A 26,198-nucleotide genomic window follows, 5' to 3' on the forward strand; every position below is an offset into this window, starting at 1 on the left:
AGACCAAATAGGCTTCCTGAGGTATGGCCCATACTGGAAGCGGGTAGGTTGCTTGAGCCTGTGAGTGATTGCAGGCCTAGACGAATGACGATTCAACGACAAAACCCGGCTTATAGGCCAACTCCAACAATTTTAAAAACCGCTATCTAAGCAATTAGATAGCGGTTTTTTCATTTCTACCGCATTAAATTTGTGATCGCCTGTGGAATGTTCTATAAATTAGCAGACAATGGGTTTAACTTGCATTGTTAGTATTCCGCCCTTGACGGCGAGAATTTCTCATTCCCTTACACTGCGTGGCAATGTTGATGCCGTATTGGGTTATTGTAAGCTTTCGCTTGAGGCGTTTGGTTTAAACCTCATTGTTGGTATTCCGCCTTTGACGGCGTGTTACTTTTTCTCAACAGCAAGAAAAAGTAACCAAAAAGTGCCGTTCCTAGACGTTTTTTTATCTTGATAAATAAATCCCTTTTTAACGCACCGGCTTGGACAGCACATCCATGTGCAGAGCCAAGCCTAGTGGAAACTTCCTGTTTCCACTTGCTAAAGGAATTAATTGATCAAGAAAAACGTACGGAAATTGCCTAGCCGCATTGGTTTAGTGCTTTAGAAGCGAAAAGCTTTGGCTGTCCCATCTTTTATTATTTACCACTCAATTTAATCAGTTACTTATTAAAATTTTAATAATCCATTGAATATCAAGTAAATATAAATTACCTTGGTTTTTAATTTAAATAAACTGGCTGAAAATGAGAAATTCTACAGCCTCGTTAAGCGTATCAACATTGTTCATCACAAGGATCAAATTATGCGACGTGGTATTGTTATGTCACCTAAATTTACAAAGCTACCTACTGGCGATGTGTATTTTGAATCGGCTGTGGATAAAGCTGAATTATTGAAGTACTTATTATATTGGGATCAAATTGAAGTTCCTAAAAGTTCAATAATTCAATTTGATTGCAAAGAGTTTCAATTTCTTGAAAAAGCGGGTGTTTTACATCGAACACATTATGGAAATAATACTCAATTAATGTGCCATCTTAATAACTCACATCAAATTTCATTAAAAGGCTATACAGCTTTAATTACAAACTGTACAAAAATAACTTTGGATCAGAGAGCTGGAGATGAAATTCTCAGAGCTCATGAAGATGTACACATGCTTTTAAGTGCTAGAGACGCAGGTGTCTGGTCAAAAGCACAAATGTCTTCAACTATGGTCATTTCTAACCCAGTGAATAAAACTGGTGTAGAACTTGAATTATACAATCTTCTTCCTGTACCTGCTCCAGAAGTTAAGCTTAATGATGTATTGGAATTTAAAACGAAACGCCATGATGAACTTTTAGCTTTTCGCATGTATTTAGATGATTTGTACCAGTCCATCATTAACTCTGCTGATATACCTCGCGCATTTAATACCGAGATGACGAGACTGGAGGTTGCACTCAGAAATTTAAATCGTACTATGAAAGAATCAAAAATTAGAGTTGTTATTGGTTCCCTTAGATCATTAATGTCAGGAATGGATGGAATTGTTGGTTTAGGTGCTGGGTTAGCAGGTATTGCTACGTTGCTAGGGGTTAGTCCATTAATTGCTGGCATGTCTGGTGCTGGTATAGGAGTGGCATCAAAGCTAATTCCTCAATCTAGCAATTCAATCCCCACTGAGCTTACATACGTCAAAAGCATCCGTAACAGTTTGAAATAAATACACTTAACAAAATAACTAGACACCCATCTAATTGACTAAATATTAATCCGCTTCTATGTTTTATTCAGGCACTGTTTTGAATGATTAGGAGCTCATTATGACGCAATCTCGTGCAACACAGGTTTCCCTGGTTGATACGCCTTATTATCATTGTATTTCCCGTTGTGTACGCCGTGCTTTTTTATGTGGCGACGATAAGTTCAGCGGACAAAGCTTTGAACATCGCAGACAATGGATGGTCGAACGCCTCCAGTTTTTAACCTCCATTTTTACTATCGATACCTGCGCTTATGCCATTATGTCTAATCACTATCATCTGGTTTTGCATGTTAATGAATTAGAAAACAGTCAGTTAACTGATGAAGAAGTTTGTCTGCGTTGGGGCCGCCTTTATTCAATGCCAACATTAATAAGCCAATGGCAAGCGGGTTCAGGATTATCTGAAGGGGAGTTATTGATGGTAAAAACGATTATCAATAGATGGCGAGAAAGGTTAATGGATATCTCTTGGTTTATGCGCAGTATTAATGAATTTATCGCCCGTAAAGCTAATCAAGAAGATAATTGTACCGGTCGATTCTGGGAGGGGCGTTTTAAATCACAGGCTCTATTAGATGAAAATGCGTTGCTTACCTGCATGGCTTACGTTGATTTAAACCCAATACGCGCCAAAATGGCCAATAGCATAGAGCACGCTGAATACACCTCTGCCCATGAACGCATTCACGGCACAGCAAGTCAACATCTGACAGAGGCACCTGAAAATGAGCCCATTAAACCTTTGTATGGTTTTGTGGGGGATGAGTCTCAGCATGCCCCGCAAGGGTTACCTTTTTCGTTGATTGATTATCTTGAATTACTGGATTGGACGAGCAGAATATTACGCGATGATAAACGGGGAGCAGTATTAGGCACACGGCCTCAATTACTTCATGTATTAGGGATTGATGATGAAATCTGGTGTGAATTAGCAAGTAGTTTTGGCAAAAATTATCATGGTGCGGTGGGGTCGTTAGAAGAATTAGCCTCCTACGCTGAACACACTGGTAAATGTTGGATTGCCAAGAAGAATGTATTGCATCGATGTTTGCATTAATTCCCTGATTTAAAAGTACTTTCATGACAGTTTATGCATCTCTGCTCGTTGAGATACTTCCACATGCATTAAATTCAGCCAATCTAACCATTTGATGTATTTTTTAATGAGATTTTGCTCGCTATCTTAATAAATCACTTAAAGTTTGCTTATTAGGACTGATATTTATGAGTCTTTTCATTAAATTAAAGTTAATTTTAATTAATGGATGTCCCATCTTTTTTGTTTGCCGGTACGCATGGTTGGTATTTTTTTGTGAATACCTCCGCCTTTTATGTTGCCAATGATATTTTTATCAATGGTAATACCTTCCAAGACAGTCATAGTGTTTCACTTATCCATGATCAAATTGGCATCTCTGCTAGTATTGTGGCCAATTTTTATCAATGGAACCTTGTCTATACACTTTTTCGACAGAGTGATGAATATCAGGGGAAAATGAGAGTTCCCGCTACGGATCTATTACTCTCTCCTATAATTTTGATTAATAACCACCGTCCTCTGTCCCCTCATTGAGGATAGCCACCCTAATCGCCTTTGTGGCAGAAGAAGGTAACGGGCAGTCTTATGCTTTTATCACTAACATGCAGAGGCATCCCCATGATCAATCTTCAAATGCATAAATCAGATAATAATAGTAAGATGACTTTACATAAAGAGTGCTTAACAGGCTCTTTTCATTTCCAGTTATATGAGTCTGTGATGAGCAAAAGCAAACAACCAATTGATAACAGCACTGTTTTAGAAAGCATCTCGGATGGTGTTTTCAGTGTTGATCATGACTGGAAAATCAGCTCCTTTAATCGTGCCGCTGAGGAAATTACCGGTATTGATCGCAAGGATACTCTAGGACGTTACTGCTCTGAAGTGTTTCGCTCCAGCCTCTGTGGCGGCCAATGCGCTTTGCGGGAAACATTAAGCACGGGTAAACCTATTATCAATAAAAGTTGTTATTTTATTAACAGCAAAGGTAACAAGGTGCCTGTTACATTATCAACGGCGGTACTTAAAGATCAGCAGGGGAATATTATTGGCGGCGCGGAAACCTTTCGGGATCTGTCTGAAATTGAAAATTTAAAAAAACAGCTTGGCAAACAGTCGAAAGACAATCGTTTAAGCAGCCATAGTCACTCGATGAAAGCGGTTATTGAGATGGTAGAAGCCGTTGCTGATACCTCCACAACAATACTGATTTATGGTGAAACAGGCACCGGTAAAGAGGTGATTGCAAAAGCTTTACACCAGTTAAGCGCCAGAAATAAAGCGCCCTTTATTGCGGTAAACTGTGCTGCCTTGCCGGAGAATTTATTAGAGTCTACTCTGTTTGGGCATGTCAAAGGTGCCTTTACTGGCGCCTATGAAAATAAGCTGGGATATTTTGCCAGGGCGGAAAAGGGCACGCTATTTTTAGATGAAATTGGTGATATTTCGCCAGCATTGCAGGTGCGTTTATTACGGGTATTACAGGAGCAGGAATTTGAGCCTGTGGGCAGCAATAAACCGCAAAAAACGCAGGTTAGAATTATTACTGCAACCAATAAAAATCTATTGGATTTAGTTTCTCAGGGGCAGTTCCGCGAAGATCTTTATTACCGTTTAAATGTCATAAAAATAAGCTTGCCGACACTGGCGCAGCGTATTGAAGATATTGCTTTTTTGGTGGACATTTTTATTAAGCGCTTTAATTTGCTGCATAATAAATCAATACAGGGGATCAGCGCAGAGGCATTGTCGCACCTTCAATCCTATGCCTGGCCGGGTAATATTCGCGAATTAGAAAACAGCATCGAGCGAGCCTGCGTCTTATCTCAAGAGAGTTATCTTCAGTTAAGCTGCTTTCCTTTTGTAAATTCAGTTGCAGCAAAGGGCGAGCAATCTATTCGAGGGAATTTAGAAAATAATCGCGAGGAAGTTGAAAAACAGCTGATTATTGAAACGCTAAAAAATAATCACAGCAAAATCGCCACTGCAAAGGTATTAGGTATACATAAAACCACGCTATTTCGTAAAATGAAAAAGTACAATATAGCGTTTTAGTATTATTTCCCGTCGCATTCTATGCTTTTATAACAATCTCGCATTCAAGTTTTAATTGTGAATTAAGCGAATTACTGACAAGGCAAATAGACTCTGCTTTTTCGAGCAGTTTTAGTGCTTTTTCCTGTGCGCTTGAATCGTTAATAACCAGTCTGACCTGAGTTGTTATCTGTGTAAACTTCATTAAACGATCAACTTTATCTAATGTTCCGATTGCTTCACAGTGAATATTCTCCCATGGAAAATTTGATGCGCTAGCAACTGCTTTAAAAGATAAAACAAAGCAGCTCACAACGGCTGACATCATCAGTGATTCAGGCGACCACAGATCTCCCGGGCCACCGAATTCTGCGGGGCCGGAAACGATTAAATTAGGCAGTCCCTGACTTGATGTTATTAAATTCGTATCTGTAGTGCTGCTAACCTGAACATGATAAAGATGGGGAAGTGCTTGCATATTTATGACTCCTTAAGTTTTTTTGATCTTTGATCTTAAAGTTAAAGTTAAAGTTAAAGTTATGTTCTGATCTGTTTTGTTAGTAAAAATGCGGCTGGAATACAACCAATGGCGAGAACATTACAGACAATATAAGTCGCTTCTAAGCCGAAACCGTCGCCTAATATTCCAACGCCAAAGACAATCAGAGAGCTAACACCAAAATTTATCGACATGTACATACTGTTCATAAAGGTTGGCATATGGGTTTGCGTATCCTGCACACTGGCCATTAATACGGGGCCTGAAGCAAATAGAAAAAGGCCGATAAAGGCAAGTATATAAATACTGCCTAATTGTATAAATACCGCCATGGTGACGGTTGAGCCAATACTGGCGATGATTAACGTGTTTTTTCTACCTATTTTATCTGAGAAATGTCCGGCAAGAAAAGTGCCGATAACCCCAAAAAATTGTAAAACAGCTAATGATATACCCGCATACCATAAACTTTCCCCCTGATTTATTAAATACACCGGGAGATAAAGGGTTAAGGCGCTTTTCATTCCCGACTGAAATAGCAGATAAGTCGCGAGCACTGTAAAAAACCGGCGATATTTCCTTAATAACTTTTTAGTATCGCCTTTTTCTTTTGGTTTTTTTATCGATTGATGTAAATCCAAATTTTTAAGTTTTAGATATAAAATAAAGGATGCTACAAGCCCTAAAGGTATTAGTTTATAAATTCCTTCCAATCCCCAAAGCGAAACGGCCGCGGTAACCAGTAAGGGGCCTACTGTTCTGGCTAATTCACCTCCTACCATAAAATAACTCATCCCTGCGCCAATTTTATTGCCGGAGGCTTCTTTTATGATCACCGGTGATGGAATATGGAAAAGTGCAGCGCTTATTCCTGATACAAATAATAAGATAAAAAGCACGGTATATGAGGGAGCTAAACCGATTAAACCCATGGAAATGGCGGTTATTGCCGGGGTTAAAATAACAAAATATTTTGCGCCTGTTTTTTCTATTATTAGACCAAAAAATGGATTAAATAGAGCCGGGATCCTTCTGGCAATATCTAAAAAGGCACTGACGGATAAAGATATACCATGTTTTTCTATCAAAAGAGGAAGCAATGGAGCCAAAAATGATGAATATATATCATTGATAAGATGCGCAGATGAGACCGTTATCACCGTGGATTTGTTGAATTTTTTGTTACTCATGATTTCCCGTTATTCGCTTTTGTTATTGATTATATTTATAGCTTGGCTGCCAGACCGCCCTTAAATAAGCGCGTTTAATAACAGACTCATCGCAGTGTCAGTTGTAATCCTGCTTTGGCAATTTTAAGCTTATTGTTAAATTGTGTTTTCAGTAATGCCATCGCCTTATCACCAGTGCAGTGTGCCGGGTAAAGGGTTTCAATATTTTGCTTATTTAAATAATCAATAGTGCTCTTTAGGCGCTGCTGATTTGCATTCACCAGGTGCAGGCCACCAAGCAAGTTATTGATGATTCGAGCGTTTCCGGTTTGCCCGTTGATATGATTAAGGGTGTTGATAATACCGGCATGGCAGCAACCGCAAATAACGGTCAATCCCGCTGCTGTTTCAATCCACAGGCTCATATCATCATGAAGTTGATCCGCCTGTTTTTTCTCCTTATCGAGGAAAAAGGGGCCGCCTGTATCTTCACTTTCACTGATCCGTGGAATCTCACCCGTCAACCAAATTCCAGGGGTTATTTCAGTGGCTTTGCTGATCCATCTTTTTTGATGAGCAGGGAATGCAGCAATAGCCTCCATCGTATTTTTTGATAAAGAGATAGTACGTGGGGATTTATTAGGATGCAGCGAGTAACGGGTTTGCATGCAGTCCGGATGGGCATAAAAAAGGGCATTAGGGTTAATTTCTAAGAGGCGGGCCAAATTACCGCCATGATCATAATGGCCATGACTTAAAATAATCAGATCAATGTCCGTCAGTCGAATTGCTAATTTTTGCGCATTATAAAATAACCCATCATTTTGCCCGTTATCAAATAAGATCCGTTTTCCCCGATGCTCAATTAAAATGGATAAGCCATGTTCATGTTTTAATCCTGTTTCTGCCTGGTTATCAACCAGCAGTGTGATTGTAGTTGGCATTATTAATCCTTATGGGCGTTTCATAAAACGTGCAGTGCTTTTAGCCATCAGTTGTTGCTCAACATAGATTTCAGCTTCCATTTTATAAAGTGACAGGGAACTTTTGTTTATTTTACCGCGAATAATAATCTCCGCTGTCAGTGGGATCTCAGCAAGGTAGCGAATATTTATATCTGCTGTGACCGCTTGTGCACCTTGGTTAAAAATAGCCTGGCACATGCCTGCATCGAGCAGTGCGGCGATAAAACCACCATGCAGAATGCCCTGGTAACCCTGCTGATGGATACTGCCTTTAGCTTTCGCCCAAACAACGCCCTCCTGATCATGGTAAAAATCAAGTTTTAAACCAAAGGTTGATTGTGTGCCGCACAACATACAGTGTTGATGGCTTGACTGTTTCTCGACTTGTCCTACAAGTAGGGGGGAATTAATTAAATCAAGTTTATTGATTTCATCTTGTAATAAGTTTTTTTTTGAATTATTCATATGTACTCGTTTTGAATCGTTAAAGAAGGTCTTTTGCTTTCATCCTTAAAAGAGTGAATGAAGTTGAACGGGTATATAGCGACTTTACATATCGATGATATGGAGCCGCATTGATATACCCGAACGATAATAGCGAAGCTTATTTATAAGTCTTTTTTACAGAAATACCAATCAGTGCATTCATAGCCCTCTGTCATACGACTTTCTGCTGCATCACTATCCTGCGGTGGTGGAACGATGACTTTATCACCTGGCTGCCAACCTTCAGGAGTTGCAACTTTATGTTCATCAGCTGTTTTTAAAGCTCTAAGTAAGCGTAAAAACTCAGGAATTGAACGGCCATTACTCATCGGGTAATAAACCATCGCTCTTAAAATTCCCTCGGGATCAATGATAAAAGTTGCGCGGACGGCTGATGTGTCTGAAGCACCAGAATGAACCATTCCGTATGACTTTGCCACCGACATTGATAAATCTTCTATAATCGGGAATTTTATCTCCACCGAAAATTTCTCTTTGATATTACGTACCCAAGCAACGTGGCTGTAATAACTGTCAATGGATAAACCCAGCAGATCAGCGCCTTCAGCTAAAAATTCATCATGATGCTTGGCAAAAGCGATAAATTCTGTGGTACACACCGGGGTAAAATCGGCCGGATGAGAGAAGAGTATTAACCACTTTCCTTTGTAATCAGATAGTTTTTTTACACCCTGTGTTGTTTTTGCTTCAAAAGCGGGTGCTGGTTTATTAAGTTGCGGAAATGCAACTATATTCTGTTCAATATTGTTCATAATAATGACCTTTTTGTTAATACTATTGAAGCAAGCCTTCATAGTGTGGTTAGGAAATTGTGTGCGTCATCGCGACTTATCAAGCGCTGTATTAAGAAATTCAACGATATCAATACTTGAAATAACCCCTTCGATTTCTCCTTTTTTATTAGTGATAAGCACCTTGTAATTGTGAGTACGTTTCATCTCTCTAGCGATTGAAACAATCGGTTGTTGTATATCCATCAGAATAGGCTTTGTTAATGTCATACTGGATAATAAGCTGTGCATCGGTTTTGCTTCAGCCACCAAATTCATCACCTGTTTCAGAGTGAGTATGCCGGTTACTTTTTCGTCGTTATCAAGTATGGCAATGGAATGAATCTGCTCTTCAGCAAGCAGATGAACGGCCTGTTGTAAGGTGTCGGATTGGTGCAGTGAGAAGATGCCTTGATGTACAAACTGCTCGGCAATCGGCGCTTCTGCTTTACCGTAAATTTGATCGGTAAATTTAACCACCCATGCGCCCATCTGTACTTGAATCACATAACCGAGTGAAATGACTAGGGCGATATCAGCACCTTCTTTGCCAAAAGCGGTCATTGCGATGGCCAGTGCAATAGAAAGATTGCGCATGACACTGCCGTAAAGCAGTGCAATTGCATCTCCGCGGTTAAAAAATAGCTTGCCGATAAGTGTACTGATAATAAAATTGCTTATATAAAGTAATAAAAGCGGTATGAAAATATCAACGAGTAACAGCGGATCATTAAAAATTGTTTTTGCTTTTAGTGCCATTGCGACGAAGACAATACCTAATACCCCTAGGGTTGATATTGGCGGAAACTGTTTTTTTAATTTTTCCTGATAATGCGCCATGCCGTAGCGGCCAATAAGCGTTCTTTGAATAAGGTGACCAAGAATAAGCGGAATAATGATAATAATAGCGATTTGCTGGACGATTTTTATCATCTCAATTTTTACTTCTGCGCCCATCAGTTGATTAATATAAAGCGGGGTTAAGAGTGAGCCGATTAACAGACCAAAAATGGTCATTTTAATCGCGGCAGCCATATTGCCTTTGGCCATACCTGTCCATGAGATAGTCATGCCTGATGTAGGTAATAGACCTGTTAATAAAAGCCCCAATGCCAGGTATTTATTGTCAGCAAAGAAGGTTATCCCGATAGCAAAAGCAATAAAGGGAGTAATAGCAAAATTAATAAACTGAGTAACAAACTGTACTTTCATATCCCCGCCTTCAAAGACTATTACGAATAGGCAGAGTGATCATCATAGGTAAAACCATTAAAAAAGTAAGCGGAATAATCAGATTTTTAAGGTAAGTTACCTCACTGAAATAGCCATAGATAAGAGCAATGACCATGGTCAATGGAATACTGAATATTAGATTTTTTTGCAGCCAGGATAGTTTTTTCATTATTGCCTTATATGACTCGTCAGTAATAAATCTGCTTTATGGATAAAGCAGATTTATTTATGTTACTGCGTAGTTCTAATCTTGTTTGTCCTGAGCGTTTGCCATGCGACGGCCTTGACCGTTTGCTTCGCTACGGTCTTGACCTTGTCCCTGATCGTTTGCTCTGCCACAGCCTTGACCCTGGCCCTGATCGTTTGCTCTGCCACGACCTTGACCCCGGCCTTGAGTGTTTGCTTCGCTACGACCTTGACCCTGGCCTTGAGTGTTTGCTTCGCTACGGTCTTGACCTTGTCCCTGATCGTTTGCTCTGCCACAGCGTTGACCCTGGCCCTGACCGTTTGCTCTGCCACGACCTTGACCCCGGCCTTGAGTGTTTGCTTCGCTACGACCTTGACCCTGGCCTTGACCGTTTGCTCTACCACGACCTTGACTCTGGCCTTGACCATTTTCCATTACTTGACCTCTACTTTGAGTATTTAATAAAAGCCCGTTGCTAACCTCCTGTTCAGTAATAACTCGGCCACAACAACGAATACGTTGTAATTGTTGGGTGTTATTCATTAATGGCTTCACTTGATCGGTAAAACGGCGACAGTTTGTTTTTCTTATATTTAATGTCTGCATTTTTATTTTCCTTTATCGTTGAATGTAAATGTTTAGCGAACAGTGCGTTGACAGAAAGGATTTTTACCTCTTTGTTTACGCTTCTGGCAGCCAGGCATTTTAAATTTAGGATTGTCTAATAGATTAAGATGATGCGCTTCTATAACCTGATCAACTTCACCTGCTATAAATCCAAACACCTCACAACCCTGATTGATCAATTGCTTTTCAAGGTAATAGGGGATTGCACCGCAAATAAGTAGCTCGATATTTTTGACTACTAACTCGTTGGCCATTTGTATCTCATTTTGTGTCGTAAAATGATGGCTACTACAGATGCTGCTCTCACCGGGTGTTGCGTTAATCATCAGCCAGGTTGAGGCGACTTCAAAAACCGGTGCTACCCGAGATTGTGCTGTAAGCAATGCGACTTTCATAAGTTTCCTCGTTAATCTCTATGTGACTGAACAACTGCCCGTTACCTTTGCTATTTATTATTGCAGCTATCATGCCAATAATTAAAGATACGTAACAAGCTGAAGTTAAAGGGATTTGTTTTTTTTGTGTAATTTTCAGAGTAGGGAAGGGTTGCAAAGTTGAGACTGATGGGTAGCAGGATTGCACCCCTTGCAAGAATATGACTGAGTGCTTTTATTAGTTTTAATTTAAAGCGGACTAAATGCGGTTATGGCTGACTCTAATCATTAATAGCGGCTATAGGCAGGTGTGTGAGGAATTTTTGAATAAAAAATATGGAGCTCAGAAAGGCGCGTCGCTGATCGCGCTCTTCAAAATAACTATCAGCTTAGTATTGAGACCTGTTGTTCAGATTGTTATAAAAAACAGGCTAGGTTTTTGACGTTTATAGGGTTTTGGAATAGGGAATAATGACAGCTGGCATTATTTGTTATTTTTGTTTTTCACAAACATTAGCGGCCAGGTTGTCATCCATATTAATATGGCAAATAATCTTTTTAAAGGATCAGTACTGCTTGTCCAAAGCGGTTTTTGCTCAATCGGCTTAGCATTCAACTTTAAAGCATATAATAAGCCAATAACAAAATAGGTAATAACTATGTAAATAATAGTGAACATTTCAGCCTCTGGAATATGAAACAAAACTCATCTTATAAAAAATCACTCACAGCGCATTTTGAATATTCAAAAATGCACTTGTTAATTGAATCTAAAGGTTATTTATATAAATACTGCTCTTTAATATAGTTAATCACACTGTCCGGTGTTAAAAAATCAATACTGATATTGTGACTTAAGAGATCGCGTATTTCAGTTGATGAAATCGCTAATTGGCTGGTGGTCTGAAAGTAGATTTTACCAAATTGAACATTATGCAAATCGTGTTTATCAGTGGTTTGATGTTTTGCCACAAGGGCAGCGACTTGTTCGTTGAATTCACTTTGCCAACCCGGACGATGACTAATAATTAAATGGCAGTAGGAAAGGATATTTTTCCAATCATACCAACTATCAAAAGAGATTAATGAGTCCATGCCCATGATGAAGCAGATCGGGGTATCGGGGTACTCAATTTTTAATTCTTTTAATGTATCAATGGTATAACTGGGTTTGTGGCGTTTTAATTCACGTTTATCCACGGTCATTCTGGGTTGCTGGCTGATTGCTAATTCGACCATTTCACTGCGCTGCTTAGCAGTGCCGTGACTGGCTGATTTATGGGGAGCAATATGATTGGGCATCATAAAAAGCTGCTGCAGAGAAAGTGCCTCAGTGATTTCCAGTGCCGGGCGCAGATGTCCAAAATGAATGGGATCAAAAGTGCCCCCTAAAAAACCGATGGCCTGCTGTTGAATATCCATGTTTATAACTGTCCTTTGAAATCAGAAAAAAGAGAATGTAATTTCGTTAAGTTTTAACCATTCAGAATCCCTATTACCTACTTTAATAGAAATTTCCATTTCTGCGCACTGGATAACCATCTTTTCAAGCTTGTTGATATTCAAACGTGTTAATGCATCTCTTATTAACTGTTGTTTGGCCGGCCAAAGTTTTGGTTGCTGCTGGTTTAATAATTGTGCTAAAGGCTGCTGTTGGCTTTGATAGCTAAGTTTAAGAAGCTTCTGGATCTCATTATTTAATGTCGCGCAGAGTAATAACAGCTCAGTCCCTTCGGCTGTTAGCTGCTTTAAAATACGCATCGCGCGTATCTGATCGCCCGCCATTAAACTATCTATCCATTGAAAAATGCTGAAGTGGTTGTGGGTAGTAATGCTTTCTTCGACTTGTCGCTGGGTTAAATGTTGCTTGGGATATAACAGCGCCAGTTTTTCAAACTCTTGCTTAGCGGCTAATAAATTACCTTCAAAATGCAAACAAAGGTAATCAACGGTGTCTTTATCGGCATTCAAATTTAGAGCTTTAAGACGCTGGAAAACCCATTGAGGAAAACGATGCGCTTGGGGCAGGTTGGTTGCAACATAGATTCCCTGTTGTTCCAGGGTTTTAAACCAAACGCTGCTCATTTGTTGATTGTTGAGTTTTGGACCCTGCAAAATCAGCAGGATATCAGGATGCAGTAGGGGAGTGATTTCTCGAATAAAAGCACAATTTTCTTTATTTGTTTTAGTCAGAGTTAATAATATAATTTTTTTTTCAGAAAAAAGAGAGAGCGTTTGGAAGTGACCAAAAATAAGGTCGCTGTCAAATTTACCATCAAGACTAAAACTTAATTTTTCCAGATATCCTTGCGTTTTTGCCGTCTGTTGAACTTGCTCCGTTGCTTCTAAACAAAGCAGCGCCTCATCACCGAAAATCAAACAGCAGCTGGGTATTTTTTGTTTAATATGTTGGAGTAATTGTTCAGGATAAATCCGCATTATTTGTCGCTTATTTTTTATTTTCGAGGCTGAGCATAGTGGCAATAATACTGTCGGCGGCAATACCGCGTAATTCTTTGGTTAATATTTCCGCCTCACGTGATTTTGCTAAGGCTTGACTTGAATTTTCAAGAAAGTCACGATACAGGTTTATCGAAAATTCCTGGGTTTGATAACCGGGAGATTGAATTGAATAATTTACATTATAGCTTTTCTCTTTTTCTGCATTCTGCGCGTTAACATAAAGAGAAATAATGCGTGATGATCGTCGCTCCGGGTAGACTTTTAATATGGCAACACCGGCTTCTGGCTGACTCAGTAGTTCAATGCCGGCACCCCGTAAACGGGTTTTAATAAAACGTATTAATTCATCATTGGTATTAGTACTTTGTAAGTAAATTTTGGGGTATTTTTCAATAAGACCATTGTTGTTCTTTAAATGAAAACCACAACCGCTAATCAATACAGCAGATAAGAAGATTAAGGTGATTTTAGCGTAAAAAAAGCTGCGTACTGTGGACTGCATAAGAAACCTTTTCTTAAGTGAAAATAGGATCTGCCGGCGAAAAAAAGCTCTGCTCACACCGGCAATATATTGCTAAGTAAACGTTAGTTAGGTGAATATATAAAATCAAACATTTTTACAATTTACTGTTTCTATATCTCAAGATGATACATAGAAACAATATAGATTTGAATGTTTGAAAATTTATGATTCATTACTTAGTTAGCGACTATATTCAATAATTTCCCCGGAACAAAAATGATTTTACGAATGCTTTTTCCATCGGTAAATTTACTTACATTTTCATCTTCCAGCGCCATCGCCTGAACCGTTTTCTGCTGCGCGTCAGCGGCAACGGTCAATTTAGCCCGTAATTTACCATTTACCTGCACCACGATAAGCTTTGAATCTTCAACCAATGCCGATTCATCAACCGTTGGCCAGGGTGTATTTAATATCTCTTCAGTTTGACCTAATACTTCAAATAATTCTGCGCAGATATGCGGCGTGATAGGTGCAAGCAGTTTAGTAATGGCGAGCAGTGCTTCCTGTAAAATAGCACGGTCCTGCTCGGTTTTTGTGGCAGCTTTGGCTAATTTATTCATCAGCTCCATCACCGATGCAATCGCCGTGTTAAAGGTTTGGCGGCGGCCGATATCGTCGGTCACTTTTGCAATTGTTTTGTGCAGTTCGCGGCGTAGCGTTTTTTGTGCTTCCGTTTGTGATTTAAGATCTAAATCGGCAACTGCGCCCAATGCCACGTGATCAAAAGAAATTTTCCATAAACGTTTCAGAAACCGCAGTGAACCTTCAAGTGCAGAGTCTGACCATTCTAATGTTTGATCCGCCGGTGCGGCAAACATCATAAATAAACGCACACTGTCTGCGCCGTATTTATCGATCATTACCTGCGGGTCGACACCGTTATTTTTAGATTTAGACATTTTGCTCATGCCGTCATAAATAACGCTTTGTCCGTCTTTTGTGGTGGCTGAAATGACTTTGCCTTTTTCATCGGTTTCAGTGTCTACATCTGTTGGGGCAACCCAGACTTTTCCGCCTTTAGCATCTTCATAATAATAAGCGTCTGCTAATACCATGCCTTGGGTAAGCAGTTTTTTGTACGGCTCATCACAATTGACCAAACCAAAGTCACGTAATAATTTATGGAAGAAGCGTGAGTATAGAAGGTGCAAGATTGCATGTTCGATACCACCAATGTATTGATCAACCGGCAGCCAGTAATTCGCTTTCTCAGGATCTAACATCGCATCATCGCTTTGCGGTGAACAGTAACGTGCGTAATACCAGCTTGATTCCATAAAGGTATCGAAGGTATCTGTTTCGTGTGTCGCCGGCTGGCCGTTATAGGTGGTTTTCGCCCAATCAGGATCGGCTTTAATGGGAGATACAATGCCGTTCATGTGCACATCTTCAGGCAGAATAACCGGCAGCTCATTTTCCGGAACAGGCACAACGGATCCGTCTTCCAAGTTGAGCATCGGAATCGGCGTACCCCAGTAACGCTGACGGGAAACACCCCAGTCACGTAAACGGAAGTTCACTTGACGTTTGCCTTTGTTATCCGCGACTAATTTTGCTTCTACGGCATTAAATGCAGCACTGAAGTCTAAACCATTAAATTCGCCGGAATCAAAACAAACACCTTTTTCAGTGTAAGCTTCAACGGAGACATCAACAGCCATATCGGCAGGTTTAATCACCGCTTTAATTTCCAGGCCGTATTTTTTAGCAAATTCATAATCACGCTGATCATGCGCCGGTACAGACATTACGGCGCCGGAGCCGTAACCCATAAGGACAAAGTTTGCCGTCCAGATTGGCACTTCTAAACCGCTGATAGGGTGAATTGCTTTAAAGCCGGTATCAACACCTTCTTTGGCCATGGTCGCAATTTCAGCTTCTGCTAATTTTACGTTTTTACATTTTTCACAAAATGCAGCCAGGGTTGGATTGTTCTTAGCCGCTTCGAGCGCTAACGGGTGTTGTGCGGCAACCGCGACATAGGTGACACCCATGACGGTATCCGGACGTGTGGTATAAACAGAAAAACTTTCGTCTTTTCCACTTACTTTAAAGTCCATTTCGATACCTTCAGAGCGTCCAATCCAGTTACGCTGCATGGTACGTACCTGTTCCGGCCATTCGTCAAGCTTGTCTAAATCGTCTAATAATTCTTGAGCATAGGCGGTTATTTTTATAAACCACTGCGGGATTTCTTTTTGCTCAACTAATGCGCCACTGCGCCAGCCTCGGCCGTCAATAACTTGTTCATTTGCTAAAACAGTCTGATCAACCGGATCCCAGTTAACCGTGGCCATTTTTTTATAAACCAGATCTTTTTCAACCAATTTGGTGAAAAACCATTGTTCCCAACGATAATATTCAGGTTGGCAAGTAGCCAGTTCACGACTCCAGTCGTAGCCGAAACCTAACTGCTTAAGCTGGGTTTTCATATATGCGATATTTTCGTAGGTCCAACCTGCCGGTGCGGTATTATTTTTAATGGCAGCATTTTCAGCGGGCAGGCCAAATGCATCCCAGCCCATAGGCTGCATTACATTTTTACCCTGCATACGCTGGTAACGGGAAATTACATCACCGATAGTATAATTGCGTACGTGCCCCATGTGCAGTTTTCCACTCGGGTATGGAAACATGGAAAGGCAGTAATATTTTTCTTTAGAGGGGTCTTCCGTGGCCTTGAATGACTGGTTTTCATCCCAATTAGTTTGGAATTTTTTTTCAATCTCTTTAGGGTTATATAACTCTTGCATATTGTGTCTGCCTAGCAGTGATAAATGAAATAATTAATTAGGCGTTAGAATACAGGAGCGTGGGCTCTGCAACAATAAATATGAACAATAAGCTGTTTTTTCCTCATTATAGTTTTATTAACGTTAAAAATTATTTAGCTAATCAGTTTGTCAGGGTAAAAAATAACAAATTGTGCGGGGAATCTGTGCAGGTTGTTGGTTTTGTAGGCGAACGGTTATTTTTGTTATTTTAAGCTTTGCAATTAAACCCGATAATCGCTATTGTTCGCCTCGTTCCGGAGGGGTGGCAGAGCGGCTGAATGCACTGGTCTTGAAAACCAGCGAGGGTTAATAGCTCTCCGAGAGTTCAAATCTCTCCTCCTCCGCCACATTCAAGAAAAAACCCGCTGTTTTTACAGCGGGTTTTTTTTACGACTGGTTTTACATATTACAAGAGTCTGAATCTCTCCTATTCTTTATTCAGCCTCATTTAAAAAGGCTTCTCTTATGAGAAGCTTTTTTCGTTTCTGGCCCTTTTAAATACCATGTCCGTCTGTTATTAATCCTTCCTTATTAAAAGATTATCTGTTCAATCCCGCACCGACTTATCTGCCAGCCATTATTTATAACAAAAAACTAAAAAGGTGATCACCCTTGCTGGTTAAAATTATTCCTAACTGCGTTGTGCGTTGTGCGTTTTGAAGTGAGAACGACTAATTCCCGCAACCCACGCTTTATTAATGCTGGTTTTTACTTCGTAATGATTGAACACTTCATTAATTCTTTTGGTATTATTTGATTAAAAACAGGGTTTTGATTAATTTATGCGCAAACAAATTTTTTTCGTTATTTTATGCTTTACAAGTTAAGCATTGAGTCTGTATTATTCTTCCCGTTCCGGAGGGGTGGCAGAGCGGCTGAATGCACTGGTCTTGAAAACCAGCGAGGGTTAATAGCTCTCCGAGAGTTCAAATCTCTCCTCCTCCGCCACATTAAGAAAACCCACTGCCTGCAGTGGGTTTTTTCATATCTAAAGCCTCTCATTTTGGCAATCTATTTTCTTTTATATAAATGTCTCTCATCATCGGCTCTGTAGTTACTTATAAATATGACGTTTTAATGTTATATTTATTTTCTTTTAATTACTCTGCTGTGTTTGTTTTTATTATTATAAACCCTGATGACTAAAGAGAATTATCCGGTTGTGATCTGTTTTTACAGTGACCGGTTTAAGTTTAAGTTATTGCTCTAGCATTAACGGAGAATTTTTGTGATAAATATCCTGTTGGTCGATGACCATGAATTAGTTCGTACAGGGATTTGCCGTATCATTGATGATGTTCGAGGCATGAAAGTTATTGGAGAAGCACAAAGTGGTGAAGAGGCGGTAAAATGGTGCCGTAAATATCATCCCGATGTTATCTTGATGGATATCAATATGCCCGGTATTGGTGGTTTAGATGCAATGCACAAAATTTTGCGTACTAATGAAGAGATTAAAATCATTATGCTTACGATGCATACCGAGAATCCTTTCCCGTCAAAAGTAATGCAAGCCGGAGCTTCCGGTTATATCAGTAAATCTGCCGGCCCCGATGAAGTCTTAAATGCGATCCGTTTGGTACATTCCGGGCAACGTTATTTAGCACCGGAAATCGCACAGAAAATGGCCCTTTCACAACTTTCTTCGACGGCTGATGATCCCTTTAGCGTGCTCTCTGAAAGAGAGTTACAAATTATGATGATGATAACAAAGGGGCAGCGTGTGGTGAATATATCGGAGCAACTTGGTTTAAGCCCGAAAACCATTAATAGTTACCGTTATCGTTTGTTTGATAAATTAGGGGTCAACGGTGATGTTGGTTTAACGCATTTGGCGATACGTTATGGCATGCTTGATACAGACTTGCTGTAAGCTATTACCGAGACCCTACGACAAGATGCTGACGTTCTCAGCCGTTAGCCTTATTAAATGCTTTGCTGTGCGAGGTCTTATTTTTATATGAGTGAATTTTGCGCGGCAAGTTTTTTAAAAACGGTGACCTCTGAACCGGGTGTCTACCGTATGTTTAACCAACAAAAAGTGATTTATGTTGGTAAAGCAAAAAATCTCAAAAAACGCCTAAGCAGTTATTTTAGCCTTACCCAAAAACACCCTAAGACCTTAGCCCTGGTCAGTCATATTGACCAAATTGAAGTCACTGTCACCCAGACAGAAACTGAAGCGCTGATCCTTGAACATAATTTTATCAAGCGCTACAAACCGCATTATAATGTCTTATTACGTGATGATAAATCATATCCTTATCTATTTTTAAGTGATCATAAACATCCGCAACTGACTCTGGTGCGTTCCCAAAACAGCAAACGCAAAGGCACCTATTTTGGCCCCTATCCGAGTGGCGGTGCGGTTAGGGAAAGTCTGCATTTAATGCAGAAATTGTTTCCAATACGTCAATGCGAAGATAGTTATTATAAAAACCGTTCCCGTCCCTGCCTGCAGTATCAATTAAAACGTTGTCTTGCGCCCTGCGTTAATGCAATGCCGGAATCTGAATATCAGCACCAGGTTGAATTAGCCAGTGAATTTTTGCTGGGTAAAAGTCAAAATGTTATTAATAAGCTGATTGATGAAATGGAAGCGGCAAGTAAGACGCTTGAATTTGAAAAGGCTGCGCTGCGCCGTGACCAAATCCAATCCTTAAAAAAAGTGCAGGAACAGCAATGGGTCAGCGGTGATATTGAACAGTTAGATGTTGTCGGTTTTAGTTATGAGCAAGGTCTGGCCAGTGTGCATCTATTGTTTATCCGTCAGGGGCGAATATTAGGCAGTCGTAATTATTTTCCAAAAATCCCCAAAAACTCCAGTAAGGACGAAGTATTAAGTGCTTTTTTAAGCCAGTTTTATCTGTCCGGGCAAAATGGACGCGCAATACCAAGGGAAATTTTGCTCAGTGATGATTTCACCGAGCGTACTGTTTTTGCCGATTTGTTCAGTGAATATTGTGGTTATAAAACCGTATTAAAAGTAGAGATGCGCGGTGAGCGCGCGAAGTTTGTCAAGCTGGCGCAAAAAAATGCTCAAATAGCATTACAGAGTCACCTCAGTCAAAAAAGTAATATATTAAAACGTTATCAGCTGCTGGAAGAAAAACTGGAGTTAAGTAAACCTATATTGCGCATGGAATGTTACGATATTTCACACATGATGGGGGAGAAAACCGTGGCATCCTGTGTTGTGTTTAATCGTGAAGGGGCAAAAAAATCCGATTACCGTCGTTTTAATATTACCGGCATTACCCCCGGTGACGACTATGCCGCCATGGGACAAGTGCTGGCGAGACGCTTTAAAACGGCGCAGGAGATTGATAATATTCCCGATATTATTTTTATCGATGGTGGTCTGGGGCAATTAAATCAGGCTGAAAATATTATTAGCTCTCTGGAAGCAAATTTTAAAGATAAATATCCGTTACTGATAGGTGTTGCCAAAGGCGAAGGCCGTAAGCCCGGTTTGGAAACGCTGATTTTAGCCGGGAGTCACGAAATAATTGATATTAGCAGTGACTCACCGGCACTGCATTTAATACAGCAAATTCGTGATGAATCGCATCGTTTTGCGATTATGGGACATCGTCAGCAACGGGACAAAACAAGACGGACAAGTACATTAGAAAGTATCCCCGGAGTAGGTGCAAAACGTCGCCAAGCATTATTAAATCACCTAGGTGGACTGCAGGGGATAATGTCTGCAAGTACCGATGAAATGCAAAAAATTCCCGGCATAAGCGCTTCATTAGCAGAAACAATTTATGAAGCTTTGCATAATTAATAAAAATTAAAATGTTAATCAAATAAATTACTCTTTAGGGTTTGCATAATGAAACAATAAAATGCAAAAATAGCTTATAATTAAGCTGGTTGTAAATCTGCAAACTCGTATTCCCAAGTGAATTGGGAATAGGTCATCAAAGGATACTTTAATGTTAAACATCCCAAATATATTAACGGGTTTTAGAATCTTTCTAATCCCCATTTTTGTATTGTTTTATTATTTACCATTCGAGTGGGCGGGTTTTGCCGCTGCTTTTATCTTTTTGACCGCGGGAATAACCGATTATTTGGATGGTTACCTCGCTAGAAAACTGGATCAACATACTGCTTTTGGTGCTTTTTTAGATCCCGTGGCCGACAAAATCATGGTCGCCGTGGCATTGGTTATGATTGTCGAGCACTACGCGGGTATTTGGATAACCATTCCTGCAATGGTGATGATCTGCAGAGAAATAATTATTTCCGCTCTTCGAGAGTGGATGGCAGAACTCGGAGAGAGAGCCAGCGTTGCTGTATCATGGTTAGGTAAAGTAAAAACAGCCTCGCAGATGGTTGCGCTTTTTTTACTGATTTGGCAGCATTCAATCACCATGGAGTGGTTAGGTTTCATCTCTTTATATATCGCAACCGCATTAACACTTTGGTCTATGGTTGTATATTTGCGCGCGGCATGGCCGGCACTGAGTAAAAACGTATAACAATTAGTATATTAAGACATCGCTTCGCTTAAAAAAGAAGCTAACAGTATAAAAGTAATAAAAAAGTTGTTAAAGTGTGTTGACTCATTTCTAATAATCATTAGAATGCGCACACATCGAGAGGGGATTTAGTTTACTAACAACCTTAAGATAATAGTTTAGTTTGATGCGGTACTAGCTCAGTGGTAGAGCACAACCTTGCCAAGGTTGGGGTCAAGAGTTCGAATCTCTTGTACCGCTCCAAATTAAAAAAAGTATATTGGCGGAATGGCAGAGTGGCCATGCAGTGGATTGCAAATCCATCTATCTCGGTTCGACTCCGGGTTCCGCCTCCAAATTTAAAAGTTTTGCCCGGATGGTGGAATCGGTAGACACAAGGGATTTAAAATCCCTCGCCTTATGGGTGTGCGAGTTCAAGTCTCGCTCCGGGCACCAGTTTAGAAAGCTTCACGTTATCGTGAAGCTTTTTTTTTGCCTTTAAAAAATAAAATCTGCAACGAAAATCCGACCCATCTGAATAAATCAATATGCGACGTCAGTTGCTCGCTTAAAATATAAAACGACTAAAAAACTCAATGGGATGATGATTAAATGATCAGCGGTTACCGGGAATTATTTTGTTGTTATGATAGTTGTAATAAATTTTAAGCAATAAAAAAGGCACTTAAAGTGCCTTACAATATCTGGAGCGATAAAACCGGCTCTTGTTATTCTACTTCACCACAGAAGCGGTAACCTTCACCATGAATGGTGGCAATGATTTCAGGTGCATCGGGAATGCTCTCAAAATGTTTGCGGATACGGCGGATGGTAACGTCAACAGTACGGTCCTGTGCTTTTAATTCTCGTCCTGTCATTTTCATTAATAAATCTGCACGAGTTTGAATTTTACCCGGGTTTTCAATGAAATGTAATATAGCTCTGAATTCACTGCGCGGTAATTTAAATATATCACCGGTAGGGCTGATCAATGAGCGACTGTCTATTTCAAGTGTCCAACCGTTAAATTTGTAATTTTCAACTTTTTTACGTACTTCTTCAAAATACAGATTATCCTGCATGGTACGGGTTAACAGGTTGCGCGCGCGAATGGTTAATTCACGAGGATTAAAAGGTTTAGTGATGTAATCATCTGCACCAATTTCCAATCCTAGTATTTTATCAACTTCATTATCACGGCCCGTTAAAAAGATAAGCGCAATACTTTGATTTTCGCGTAACTCTCTAGCTAATAACAGTCCATTTTTACCGGGTAAGTTAATATCCATAATAATCAGGTTAATATTGTTTTCTTTGATAGCCTGATGCATTTCATTGCCATCATTCGCTTCTAAAACGTTATATCCTTCTGCTTCAAATACACTTTTTAACATGTTACGTGTAACTAACTCATCTTCAACAATAAGTATGTTTGCTGTTGACATTGGGTACCTCTCTATTTTTGAATCTTTATATCCCTTTGCCTTATTCGGCGTGAAGATGTTTTAATATGGTCGGATATTTATAAAAAATAGCTCGAAGATGTTGTTTATATCTCATCTCTTTTTATTGTTCGTGGAACCATTCATTTCCCGATTAAACTGCGTCAGTGCAAATAAATGTTAATATAAATGTTGCACCGAACAAAGTTATCCTAATAAATAATACCGTTCACTATAAATACTTAACATTTAGATAACAACTAGATTGTCATTTAAAGGTAATAAATGCAGGTGATGATTGATATGAATCAACCGCTAAACATAAATGCTTATTAAATGACTTTATTGATTCCATGCCATATAAAGCGTGAAGCTATTAAATTGGAAAAGGTTAAAACCAATTAATTACACACTGAACGCATATGTCACTTTTGTAACACATTGATTTTAAATTGAATTGTTTGCTTGGAATGTTTATTCTGAGGATTTCCAGATAGCATTGGAAATATAAGCCAGATTTATTGGTTTTGTATAAAAACAGCATTACTAAACAGTCAATTGTTTCCGTCAAGATAAAGCTTTGTTATGATAGTCTCATCGGATTATTCAATATTTATTAAAGCAGCAATAATACTATGTTTTGTTCATTATTTCATCAATCTAACTTCTTTTCTGCAGGGTGCTTAAATAACGACTCTGCTTTTGTTGTATTTATTAAATAAATCATCGCTTTTACTAAACCCGCATTTCTGCGGGTTTTTCGTATTATAAACAGGGACTATCAATGCGCGTACTTAAATTTGGCGGGACATCATTAGCAAATGCCGAACGTTTTAATCAGGTTGCTGATATTGTTATTAGTAATCAGCAGCAATCTCAAATTGCTGTCGTTTTATCTGCACCGGCGGGTGTAACCAATAATCTACTCGCTGTTGTTGAAAAAACCAGTATGGGTATCTCCTCAGAAAACCATTTAACTGATATTCAACATATTTTTGCTGATCTTATCAAAACACTGAAGGGCACTTATGCAGAGTTTGCAGATGATTTACTGAAAACTATTTTCGAGCGTGAATTGTCACATTTAAGTAATTTGCTTGAAGGTGTGCGTTTGCTCGCACAGTGTCCTGCCAGTATCGAAGCGCAAATATTAAGTAAAGGTGAATTACTCAGTGTTGCCTGTATGAAGCAGCTGTTAATCGCCAAGGGCCATAAAGTAGAAGTCATTAAACCACAGGAAAAGCTGATTTCTCACAAAGGCGGTTATCTTGAAGCGCAAATCGATATTGATATTTCCCGTGCATTATTTGCAAAAGAGACCATTGTCAAAAATGCTATCTACCTGATGCCCGGTTTTACCGCAGGTAATGAGCAGGGTGAAACATTGGTATTAGGTCGTAACGGTTCGGATTACTCGGCTGCTGTTTTAGCCGCTTGTTTAAAAGCCGAATGTTGTGAAATATGGACCGATGTAGATGGTGTATACAGCTGTGATCCGCGTTTAGTAAAAGATGCAAAATTATTAAGTTCGTTAAGTTATGCCGAAGCAATGGAGCTCTCTTATTTTGGTGCTAAAGTATTACACCCTAAAACGATCGGCCCGATAGCCCAGCATCACATCCCCTGTTTAATCAAAAATACCCATAACCCGCAAGCAAGTGGCACCTTAATTGGCGTTGAGCATGGAGAAGAGGCGATGCAGGTAAAAGGTATCTCTGATCTTAAAGATCTTACCATGTTGAGTATTTCCGGACCCGGGATGAAAGGTATTATTGGCATGGCGGGGCGGATATTCTCTACCGTGTCACGCTCAGGTGTATCGATTATATTGATTACTCAATCATCTTCTGAATACAGTTTAAGCTTTTGTATTCATTCTAGTGATACACACAAAGCCTTAGATGCATTAAATGAAGAGTTTTCTTTAGAATTTAAAAATAATTTATTAGAGCCTATCGATGTGGTTGAAAAGCAGGCCATTATTTCATTGGTTGGTGATGGCATGAAAAAAGCGCGAGGTGTGGCTGCGCGTTTTCTGACCGCTTTAACGGAAGCTTCTATTAACGTTACCGCCATTGCGCAAGGTTCATCGGAGCGTTCTATTTCAGCGGTTGTCTCAGAGAAAAAAGCAAAAGAAGCTGTTATTGCCTGTCATCAAAGCTTTTTTGGCAGTATCCAATATATTGATATGTTCCTGATCGGCTGCGGCGGAGTAGGGGCCGCACTGGTTGATCAAGTGTACCGTCAGCAGGTTTACCTATCCGAACGAAATATTGAAATTCGCGTCTGCGGTATTGCCAATAGTCGTACCATGCTGATGGACGATCAGGGCATAAAATTAAGCAACTGGCGTGATTTATTAGCCAATGCAACACAAGAGTTATCCCTGTCCAGTATGCAGTCTATGGTTGATCACTCGCATATAATTAACCCTGTTATTGTTGACTGTACCAGCAATGATGCGATTGCCGCCCGTTATGTTGACTTTTTAGGTGCGGGTTTCCACGTTGTTGCCGCCAATAAAAAAGCCAATACTTTCAGTATGGATTATTACCATCAACTGCGTTTAACCGCATTAATGAAGCGTCGTAAATTCTTGTATGATACCAATGTCGGCGCAGGTTTACCGGTCATAGAAAATATGCAGAACCTGTTTAAAGCGGGTGATCAGTTAGTCAAGTTTAACGGTATATTATCAGGTTCATTGTCGTTTATTTTCGGTAAACTGGACGACGGCAAGAAATTTTCCGAGGTAACCGCAGATGCACGCAAGCTTGGTTTTACCGAGCCGGATCCGCGTGAAGACTTAAGTGGCACCGATGTTGCGCGGAAATTACTTATTTTAGCACGTGAAGCGGGCATGGAATTATCCCTTGATGATGTCGAAATTGAACCGGCATTACCGCCTGGTTTTGATGAGACAGGCAGCGTTGAAGAATTTATGACCCGCTTACCGGAAGCGGATGCTTATTTTGCTGAACTGCAGGCTAAGGCGGACGAAAACGGTCAAGTTTTACGTTACATAGGCGGCATTGAAAACGGTAAGTGTAAATGTAGTATTAAAGCGGTGAATGAAGATGATCCGCTTAATAAAGTTAAAGATGGTGAAAATGCATTGGCCTTTTATAGTCAGTATTATCAACCTATTCCATTAGTTTTACGTGGTTACGGTGCCGGAACGGAAGTGACTGCTGCGGGTGTTTTTGCAGATGTCTTACGCACCTTAAATTGGAAACAGGAGTTCTAGTGATGGATCATTAATTGCCCTATGACGCGCAATATTGTGACCCGTTACGGAATGAGGAGTTATTAGTATGAATAGAAGATTGATGAATAGCACTGAACATGATGTTCAGATGTTTAA

The 26,198-nt window shown here is 39.8% G+C and carries 22 protein-coding genes and 5 tRNA genes; 13 read left to right on the plus strand and 14 right to left on the minus strand.

Going from position 1 to position 26,198, the window contains the following annotated elements:
* Window positions 1-808 precede the first annotated feature (808 nt).
* The 4 genes from ACJAZP_RS16325 to ACJAZP_RS16340 all read left to right on the plus strand — a co-directional run bounded on the left by ACJAZP_RS16325 (window position 809) and on the right by ACJAZP_RS16340 (window position 4,850).
* Complete coding sequence (locus tag ACJAZP_RS16325) at window positions 809-1,714, plus strand: DUF6236 family protein (protein WP_415231811.1); 906 nt, start codon at window positions 809-811, stop codon at window positions 1,712-1,714.
* Between the two features lie 100 nt (window positions 1,715-1,814).
* Window positions 1,815-2,813 (plus strand): transposase, encoded by a 999-nt coding sequence (locus ACJAZP_RS16330; protein WP_415231812.1) that lies wholly within the window; start codon window positions 1,815-1,817, stop codon window positions 2,811-2,813.
* A 204-nt stretch (window positions 2,814-3,017) separates the two neighbouring features.
* Window positions 3,018-3,329, plus strand: a complete 312-nt coding sequence (locus ACJAZP_RS16335) for a lipid A-modifier LpxR family protein (RefSeq protein ID WP_415231813.1) — start codon at window positions 3,018-3,020, stop codon at window positions 3,327-3,329.
* A gap of 84 nt (window positions 3,330-3,413) precedes the next feature.
* Window positions 3,414-4,850 (plus strand): sigma-54 interaction domain-containing protein, encoded by a 1,437-nt coding sequence (locus tag ACJAZP_RS16340; RefSeq protein ID WP_415231814.1) that lies wholly within the window; start codon window positions 3,414-3,416, stop codon window positions 4,848-4,850.
* 19 nt (window positions 4,851-4,869) lie between these two features.
* Here ACJAZP_RS16340 and ACJAZP_RS16345 read toward each other — a convergent pair whose 3' ends face one another.
* From ACJAZP_RS16345 to leuS, 13 genes are all read right to left on the minus strand, one after another.
* Window positions 4,870-5,307, minus strand: a complete 438-nt coding sequence (locus ACJAZP_RS16345) for an OsmC family protein (protein WP_415231815.1) — start codon at window positions 5,305-5,307, stop codon at window positions 4,870-4,872.
* A gap of 59 nt (window positions 5,308-5,366) precedes the next feature.
* Window positions 5,367-6,518 (minus strand): MFS transporter, encoded by a 1,152-nt coding sequence (locus tag ACJAZP_RS16350; RefSeq protein ID WP_415231816.1) that lies wholly within the window; start codon window positions 6,516-6,518, stop codon window positions 5,367-5,369.
* 86 nt (window positions 6,519-6,604) lie between these two features.
* Complete coding sequence (locus ACJAZP_RS16355) at window positions 6,605-7,441, minus strand: MBL fold metallo-hydrolase (RefSeq protein WP_415231817.1); 837 nt, start codon at window positions 7,439-7,441, stop codon at window positions 6,605-6,607.
* Between the two features lie 9 nt (window positions 7,442-7,450).
* A complete protein-coding gene (locus tag ACJAZP_RS16360; protein WP_415231818.1) occupies window positions 7,451-7,927 on the minus strand; it encodes a PaaI family thioesterase in 477 nt (158 codons plus the stop codon).
* Between the two features lie 143 nt (window positions 7,928-8,070).
* Window positions 8,071-8,721, minus strand: coding sequence for a peroxiredoxin (locus ACJAZP_RS16365; protein ID WP_415231819.1), 651 nt, complete (start codon window positions 8,719-8,721; stop codon window positions 8,071-8,073).
* A gap of 66 nt (window positions 8,722-8,787) precedes the next feature.
* Window positions 8,788-9,951: a bile acid:sodium symporter gene (locus tag ACJAZP_RS16370; protein ID WP_415231820.1), complete on the minus strand. Its 1,164-nt coding sequence runs from the start codon at window positions 9,949-9,951 to the stop codon at window positions 8,788-8,790.
* A gap of 10 nt (window positions 9,952-9,961) precedes the next feature.
* A complete protein-coding gene (locus ACJAZP_RS16375) occupies window positions 9,962-10,141 on the minus strand; it encodes a hypothetical protein (RefSeq protein WP_415231821.1) in 180 nt (59 codons plus the stop codon).
* Window positions 10,142-10,216: 75 nt separating this feature from the next.
* Window positions 10,217-10,765, minus strand: a complete 549-nt coding sequence (locus tag ACJAZP_RS16380) for a hypothetical protein (RefSeq protein ID WP_415231822.1) — start codon at window positions 10,763-10,765, stop codon at window positions 10,217-10,219.
* A 32-nt stretch (window positions 10,766-10,797) separates the two neighbouring features.
* Window positions 10,798-11,181 carry a NifB/NifX family molybdenum-iron cluster-binding protein gene (locus ACJAZP_RS16385; protein WP_415231823.1) on the minus strand — a complete coding sequence of 128 codons (384 nt, stop codon included), beginning with the start codon at window positions 11,179-11,181 and terminating at the stop codon, window positions 10,798-10,800.
* 756 nt (window positions 11,182-11,937) lie between these two features.
* Entirely contained in the window at window positions 11,938-12,582 is a 645-nt protein-coding gene (gene nadD / locus ACJAZP_RS16390; protein ID WP_415231824.1) for a nicotinate-nucleotide adenylyltransferase, read from the minus strand.
* Between the two features lie 21 nt (window positions 12,583-12,603).
* Window positions 12,604-13,599, minus strand: a complete 996-nt coding sequence (holA, locus tag ACJAZP_RS16395; protein WP_415231825.1) for a DNA polymerase III subunit delta — start codon at window positions 13,597-13,599, stop codon at window positions 12,604-12,606.
* Between the two features lie 10 nt (window positions 13,600-13,609).
* On the minus strand, window positions 13,610-14,125 hold the full coding sequence (gene lptE, locus ACJAZP_RS16400; protein ID WP_415231826.1) for an LPS assembly lipoprotein LptE: 516 nt from the start codon (window positions 14,123-14,125) through the stop codon (window positions 13,610-13,612).
* 197 nt (window positions 14,126-14,322) lie between these two features.
* The gene (gene leuS, locus ACJAZP_RS16405; RefSeq protein ID WP_415231827.1) at window positions 14,323-16,902 is read right to left on the minus strand and encodes a leucine--tRNA ligase; all 2,580 of its coding nucleotides are present in this window, start codon (window positions 16,900-16,902) and stop codon (window positions 14,323-14,325) included.
* A gap of 277 nt (window positions 16,903-17,179) precedes the next feature.
* Between leuS and ACJAZP_RS16410 the strand changes: the two genes are divergently transcribed.
* The 8 genes from ACJAZP_RS16410 to ACJAZP_RS16445 all read left to right on the plus strand — a co-directional run bounded on the left by ACJAZP_RS16410 (window position 17,180) and on the right by ACJAZP_RS16445 (window position 21,848).
* Window positions 17,180-17,270: transfer RNA gene (locus ACJAZP_RS16410), tRNA-Ser, on the plus strand.
* Window positions 17,271-17,780: 510 nt separating this feature from the next.
* Window positions 17,781-17,871, plus strand: a tRNA-Ser gene (locus ACJAZP_RS16415).
* 280 nt (window positions 17,872-18,151) lie between these two features.
* Complete coding sequence (gene uvrY / locus ACJAZP_RS16420) at window positions 18,152-18,796, plus strand: UvrY/SirA/GacA family response regulator transcription factor (protein ID WP_415231828.1); 645 nt, start codon at window positions 18,152-18,154, stop codon at window positions 18,794-18,796.
* 87 nt (window positions 18,797-18,883) lie between these two features.
* A complete protein-coding gene (gene uvrC, locus ACJAZP_RS16425) occupies window positions 18,884-20,713 on the plus strand; it encodes an excinuclease ABC subunit UvrC (RefSeq protein WP_415231829.1) in 1,830 nt (609 codons plus the stop codon).
* Window positions 20,714-20,864: 151 nt separating this feature from the next.
* Entirely contained in the window at window positions 20,865-21,413 is a 549-nt protein-coding gene (gene pgsA / locus ACJAZP_RS16430) for a CDP-diacylglycerol--glycerol-3-phosphate 3-phosphatidyltransferase (protein WP_415231830.1), read from the plus strand.
* Window positions 21,414-21,581: 168 nt separating this feature from the next.
* Window positions 21,582-21,656: transfer RNA gene (locus ACJAZP_RS16435), tRNA-Gly, on the plus strand.
* A gap of 18 nt (window positions 21,657-21,674) precedes the next feature.
* Window positions 21,675-21,748 (plus strand) — tRNA-Cys (locus ACJAZP_RS16440).
* Between the two features lie 14 nt (window positions 21,749-21,762).
* A tRNA-Leu gene (locus tag ACJAZP_RS16445) sits at window positions 21,763-21,848 on the plus strand.
* A gap of 272 nt (window positions 21,849-22,120) precedes the next feature.
* On the opposite strand, the gene arcA is transcribed toward ACJAZP_RS16445, so the two are convergent.
* The gene (arcA, locus tag ACJAZP_RS16450; RefSeq protein WP_415231831.1) at window positions 22,121-22,837 is read right to left on the minus strand and encodes a two-component system response regulator ArcA; all 717 of its coding nucleotides are present in this window, start codon (window positions 22,835-22,837) and stop codon (window positions 22,121-22,123) included.
* A gap of 781 nt (window positions 22,838-23,618) precedes the next feature.
* Between arcA and thrA the strand changes: the two genes are divergently transcribed.
* Window positions 23,619-26,081 carry a bifunctional aspartate kinase/homoserine dehydrogenase I gene (gene thrA / locus ACJAZP_RS16455; protein WP_415231832.1) on the plus strand — a complete coding sequence of 821 codons (2,463 nt, stop codon included), beginning with the start codon at window positions 23,619-23,621 and terminating at the stop codon, window positions 26,079-26,081.
* Window positions 26,082-26,198 lie beyond the last annotated feature (117 nt).

Origin of the sequence: Psychromonas sp., assembly GCF_047632955.1 — a bacterium.
Classification (GTDB): domain Bacteria; phylum Pseudomonadota; class Gammaproteobacteria; order Enterobacterales; family Psychromonadaceae; genus Psychromonas.

Excerpts from the sequence above, each read along its gene's own strand:
- ACJAZP_RS16325 (WP_415231811.1), top strand. The coding sequence starts at position 809 with ATGCGACGTGGTATTGTTATGTCACCTAAATTTACAAAGCTACCTACT.
- lptE (WP_415231826.1), bottom strand. The coding sequence starts at position 14,125 with ATGCAGTCCACAGTACGCAGCTTTTTTTACGCTAAAATCACCTTAATC.
- ACJAZP_RS16345 (WP_415231815.1), bottom strand. The coding sequence starts at position 5,307 with ATGCAAGCACTTCCCCATCTTTATCATGTTCAGGTTAGCAGCACTACA.
- uvrC (WP_415231829.1), top strand. The coding sequence starts at position 18,884 with ATGAGTGAATTTTGCGCGGCAAGTTTTTTAAAAACGGTGACCTCTGAA.
- ACJAZP_RS16355 (WP_415231817.1), bottom strand. The coding sequence starts at position 7,441 with ATGCCAACTACAATCACACTGCTGGTTGATAACCAGGCAGAAACAGGA.
- ACJAZP_RS16380 (WP_415231822.1), bottom strand. The coding sequence starts at position 10,765 with ATGCAGACATTAAATATAAGAAAAACAAACTGTCGCCGTTTTACCGAT.
- ACJAZP_RS16330 (WP_415231812.1), top strand. The coding sequence starts at position 1,815 with ATGACGCAATCTCGTGCAACACAGGTTTCCCTGGTTGATACGCCTTAT.
- holA (WP_415231825.1), bottom strand. The coding sequence starts at position 13,599 with ATGCGGATTTATCCTGAACAATTACTCCAACATATTAAACAAAAAATA.
- ACJAZP_RS16375 (WP_415231821.1), bottom strand. The coding sequence starts at position 10,141 with ATGAAAAAACTATCCTGGCTGCAAAAAAATCTAATATTCAGTATTCCA.
- thrA (WP_415231832.1), top strand. The coding sequence starts at position 23,619 with ATGCGCGTACTTAAATTTGGCGGGACATCATTAGCAAATGCCGAACGT.
- pgsA (WP_415231830.1), top strand. The coding sequence starts at position 20,865 with ATGTTAAACATCCCAAATATATTAACGGGTTTTAGAATCTTTCTAATC.
- ACJAZP_RS16370 (WP_415231820.1), bottom strand. The coding sequence starts at position 9,951 with ATGAAAGTACAGTTTGTTACTCAGTTTATTAATTTTGCTATTACTCCC.
- ACJAZP_RS16360 (WP_415231818.1), bottom strand. The coding sequence starts at position 7,927 with ATGAATAATTCAAAAAAAAACTTATTACAAGATGAAATCAATAAACTT.
- leuS (WP_415231827.1), bottom strand. The coding sequence starts at position 16,902 with ATGCAAGAGTTATATAACCCTAAAGAGATTGAAAAAAAATTCCAAACT.
- ACJAZP_RS16335 (WP_415231813.1), top strand. The coding sequence starts at position 3,018 with ATGGATGTCCCATCTTTTTTGTTTGCCGGTACGCATGGTTGGTATTTT.
- arcA (WP_415231831.1), bottom strand. The coding sequence starts at position 22,837 with ATGTCAACAGCAAACATACTTATTGTTGAAGATGAGTTAGTTACACGT.
- ACJAZP_RS16350 (WP_415231816.1), bottom strand. The coding sequence starts at position 6,518 with ATGAGTAACAAAAAATTCAACAAATCCACGGTGATAACGGTCTCATCT.
- nadD (WP_415231824.1), bottom strand. The coding sequence starts at position 12,582 with ATGGATATTCAACAGCAGGCCATCGGTTTTTTAGGGGGCACTTTTGAT.
- ACJAZP_RS16385 (WP_415231823.1), bottom strand. The coding sequence starts at position 11,181 with ATGAAAGTCGCATTGCTTACAGCACAATCTCGGGTAGCACCGGTTTTT.
- ACJAZP_RS16365 (WP_415231819.1), bottom strand. The coding sequence starts at position 8,721 with ATGAACAATATTGAACAGAATATAGTTGCATTTCCGCAACTTAATAAA.
- ACJAZP_RS16340 (WP_415231814.1), top strand. The coding sequence starts at position 3,414 with ATGATCAATCTTCAAATGCATAAATCAGATAATAATAGTAAGATGACT.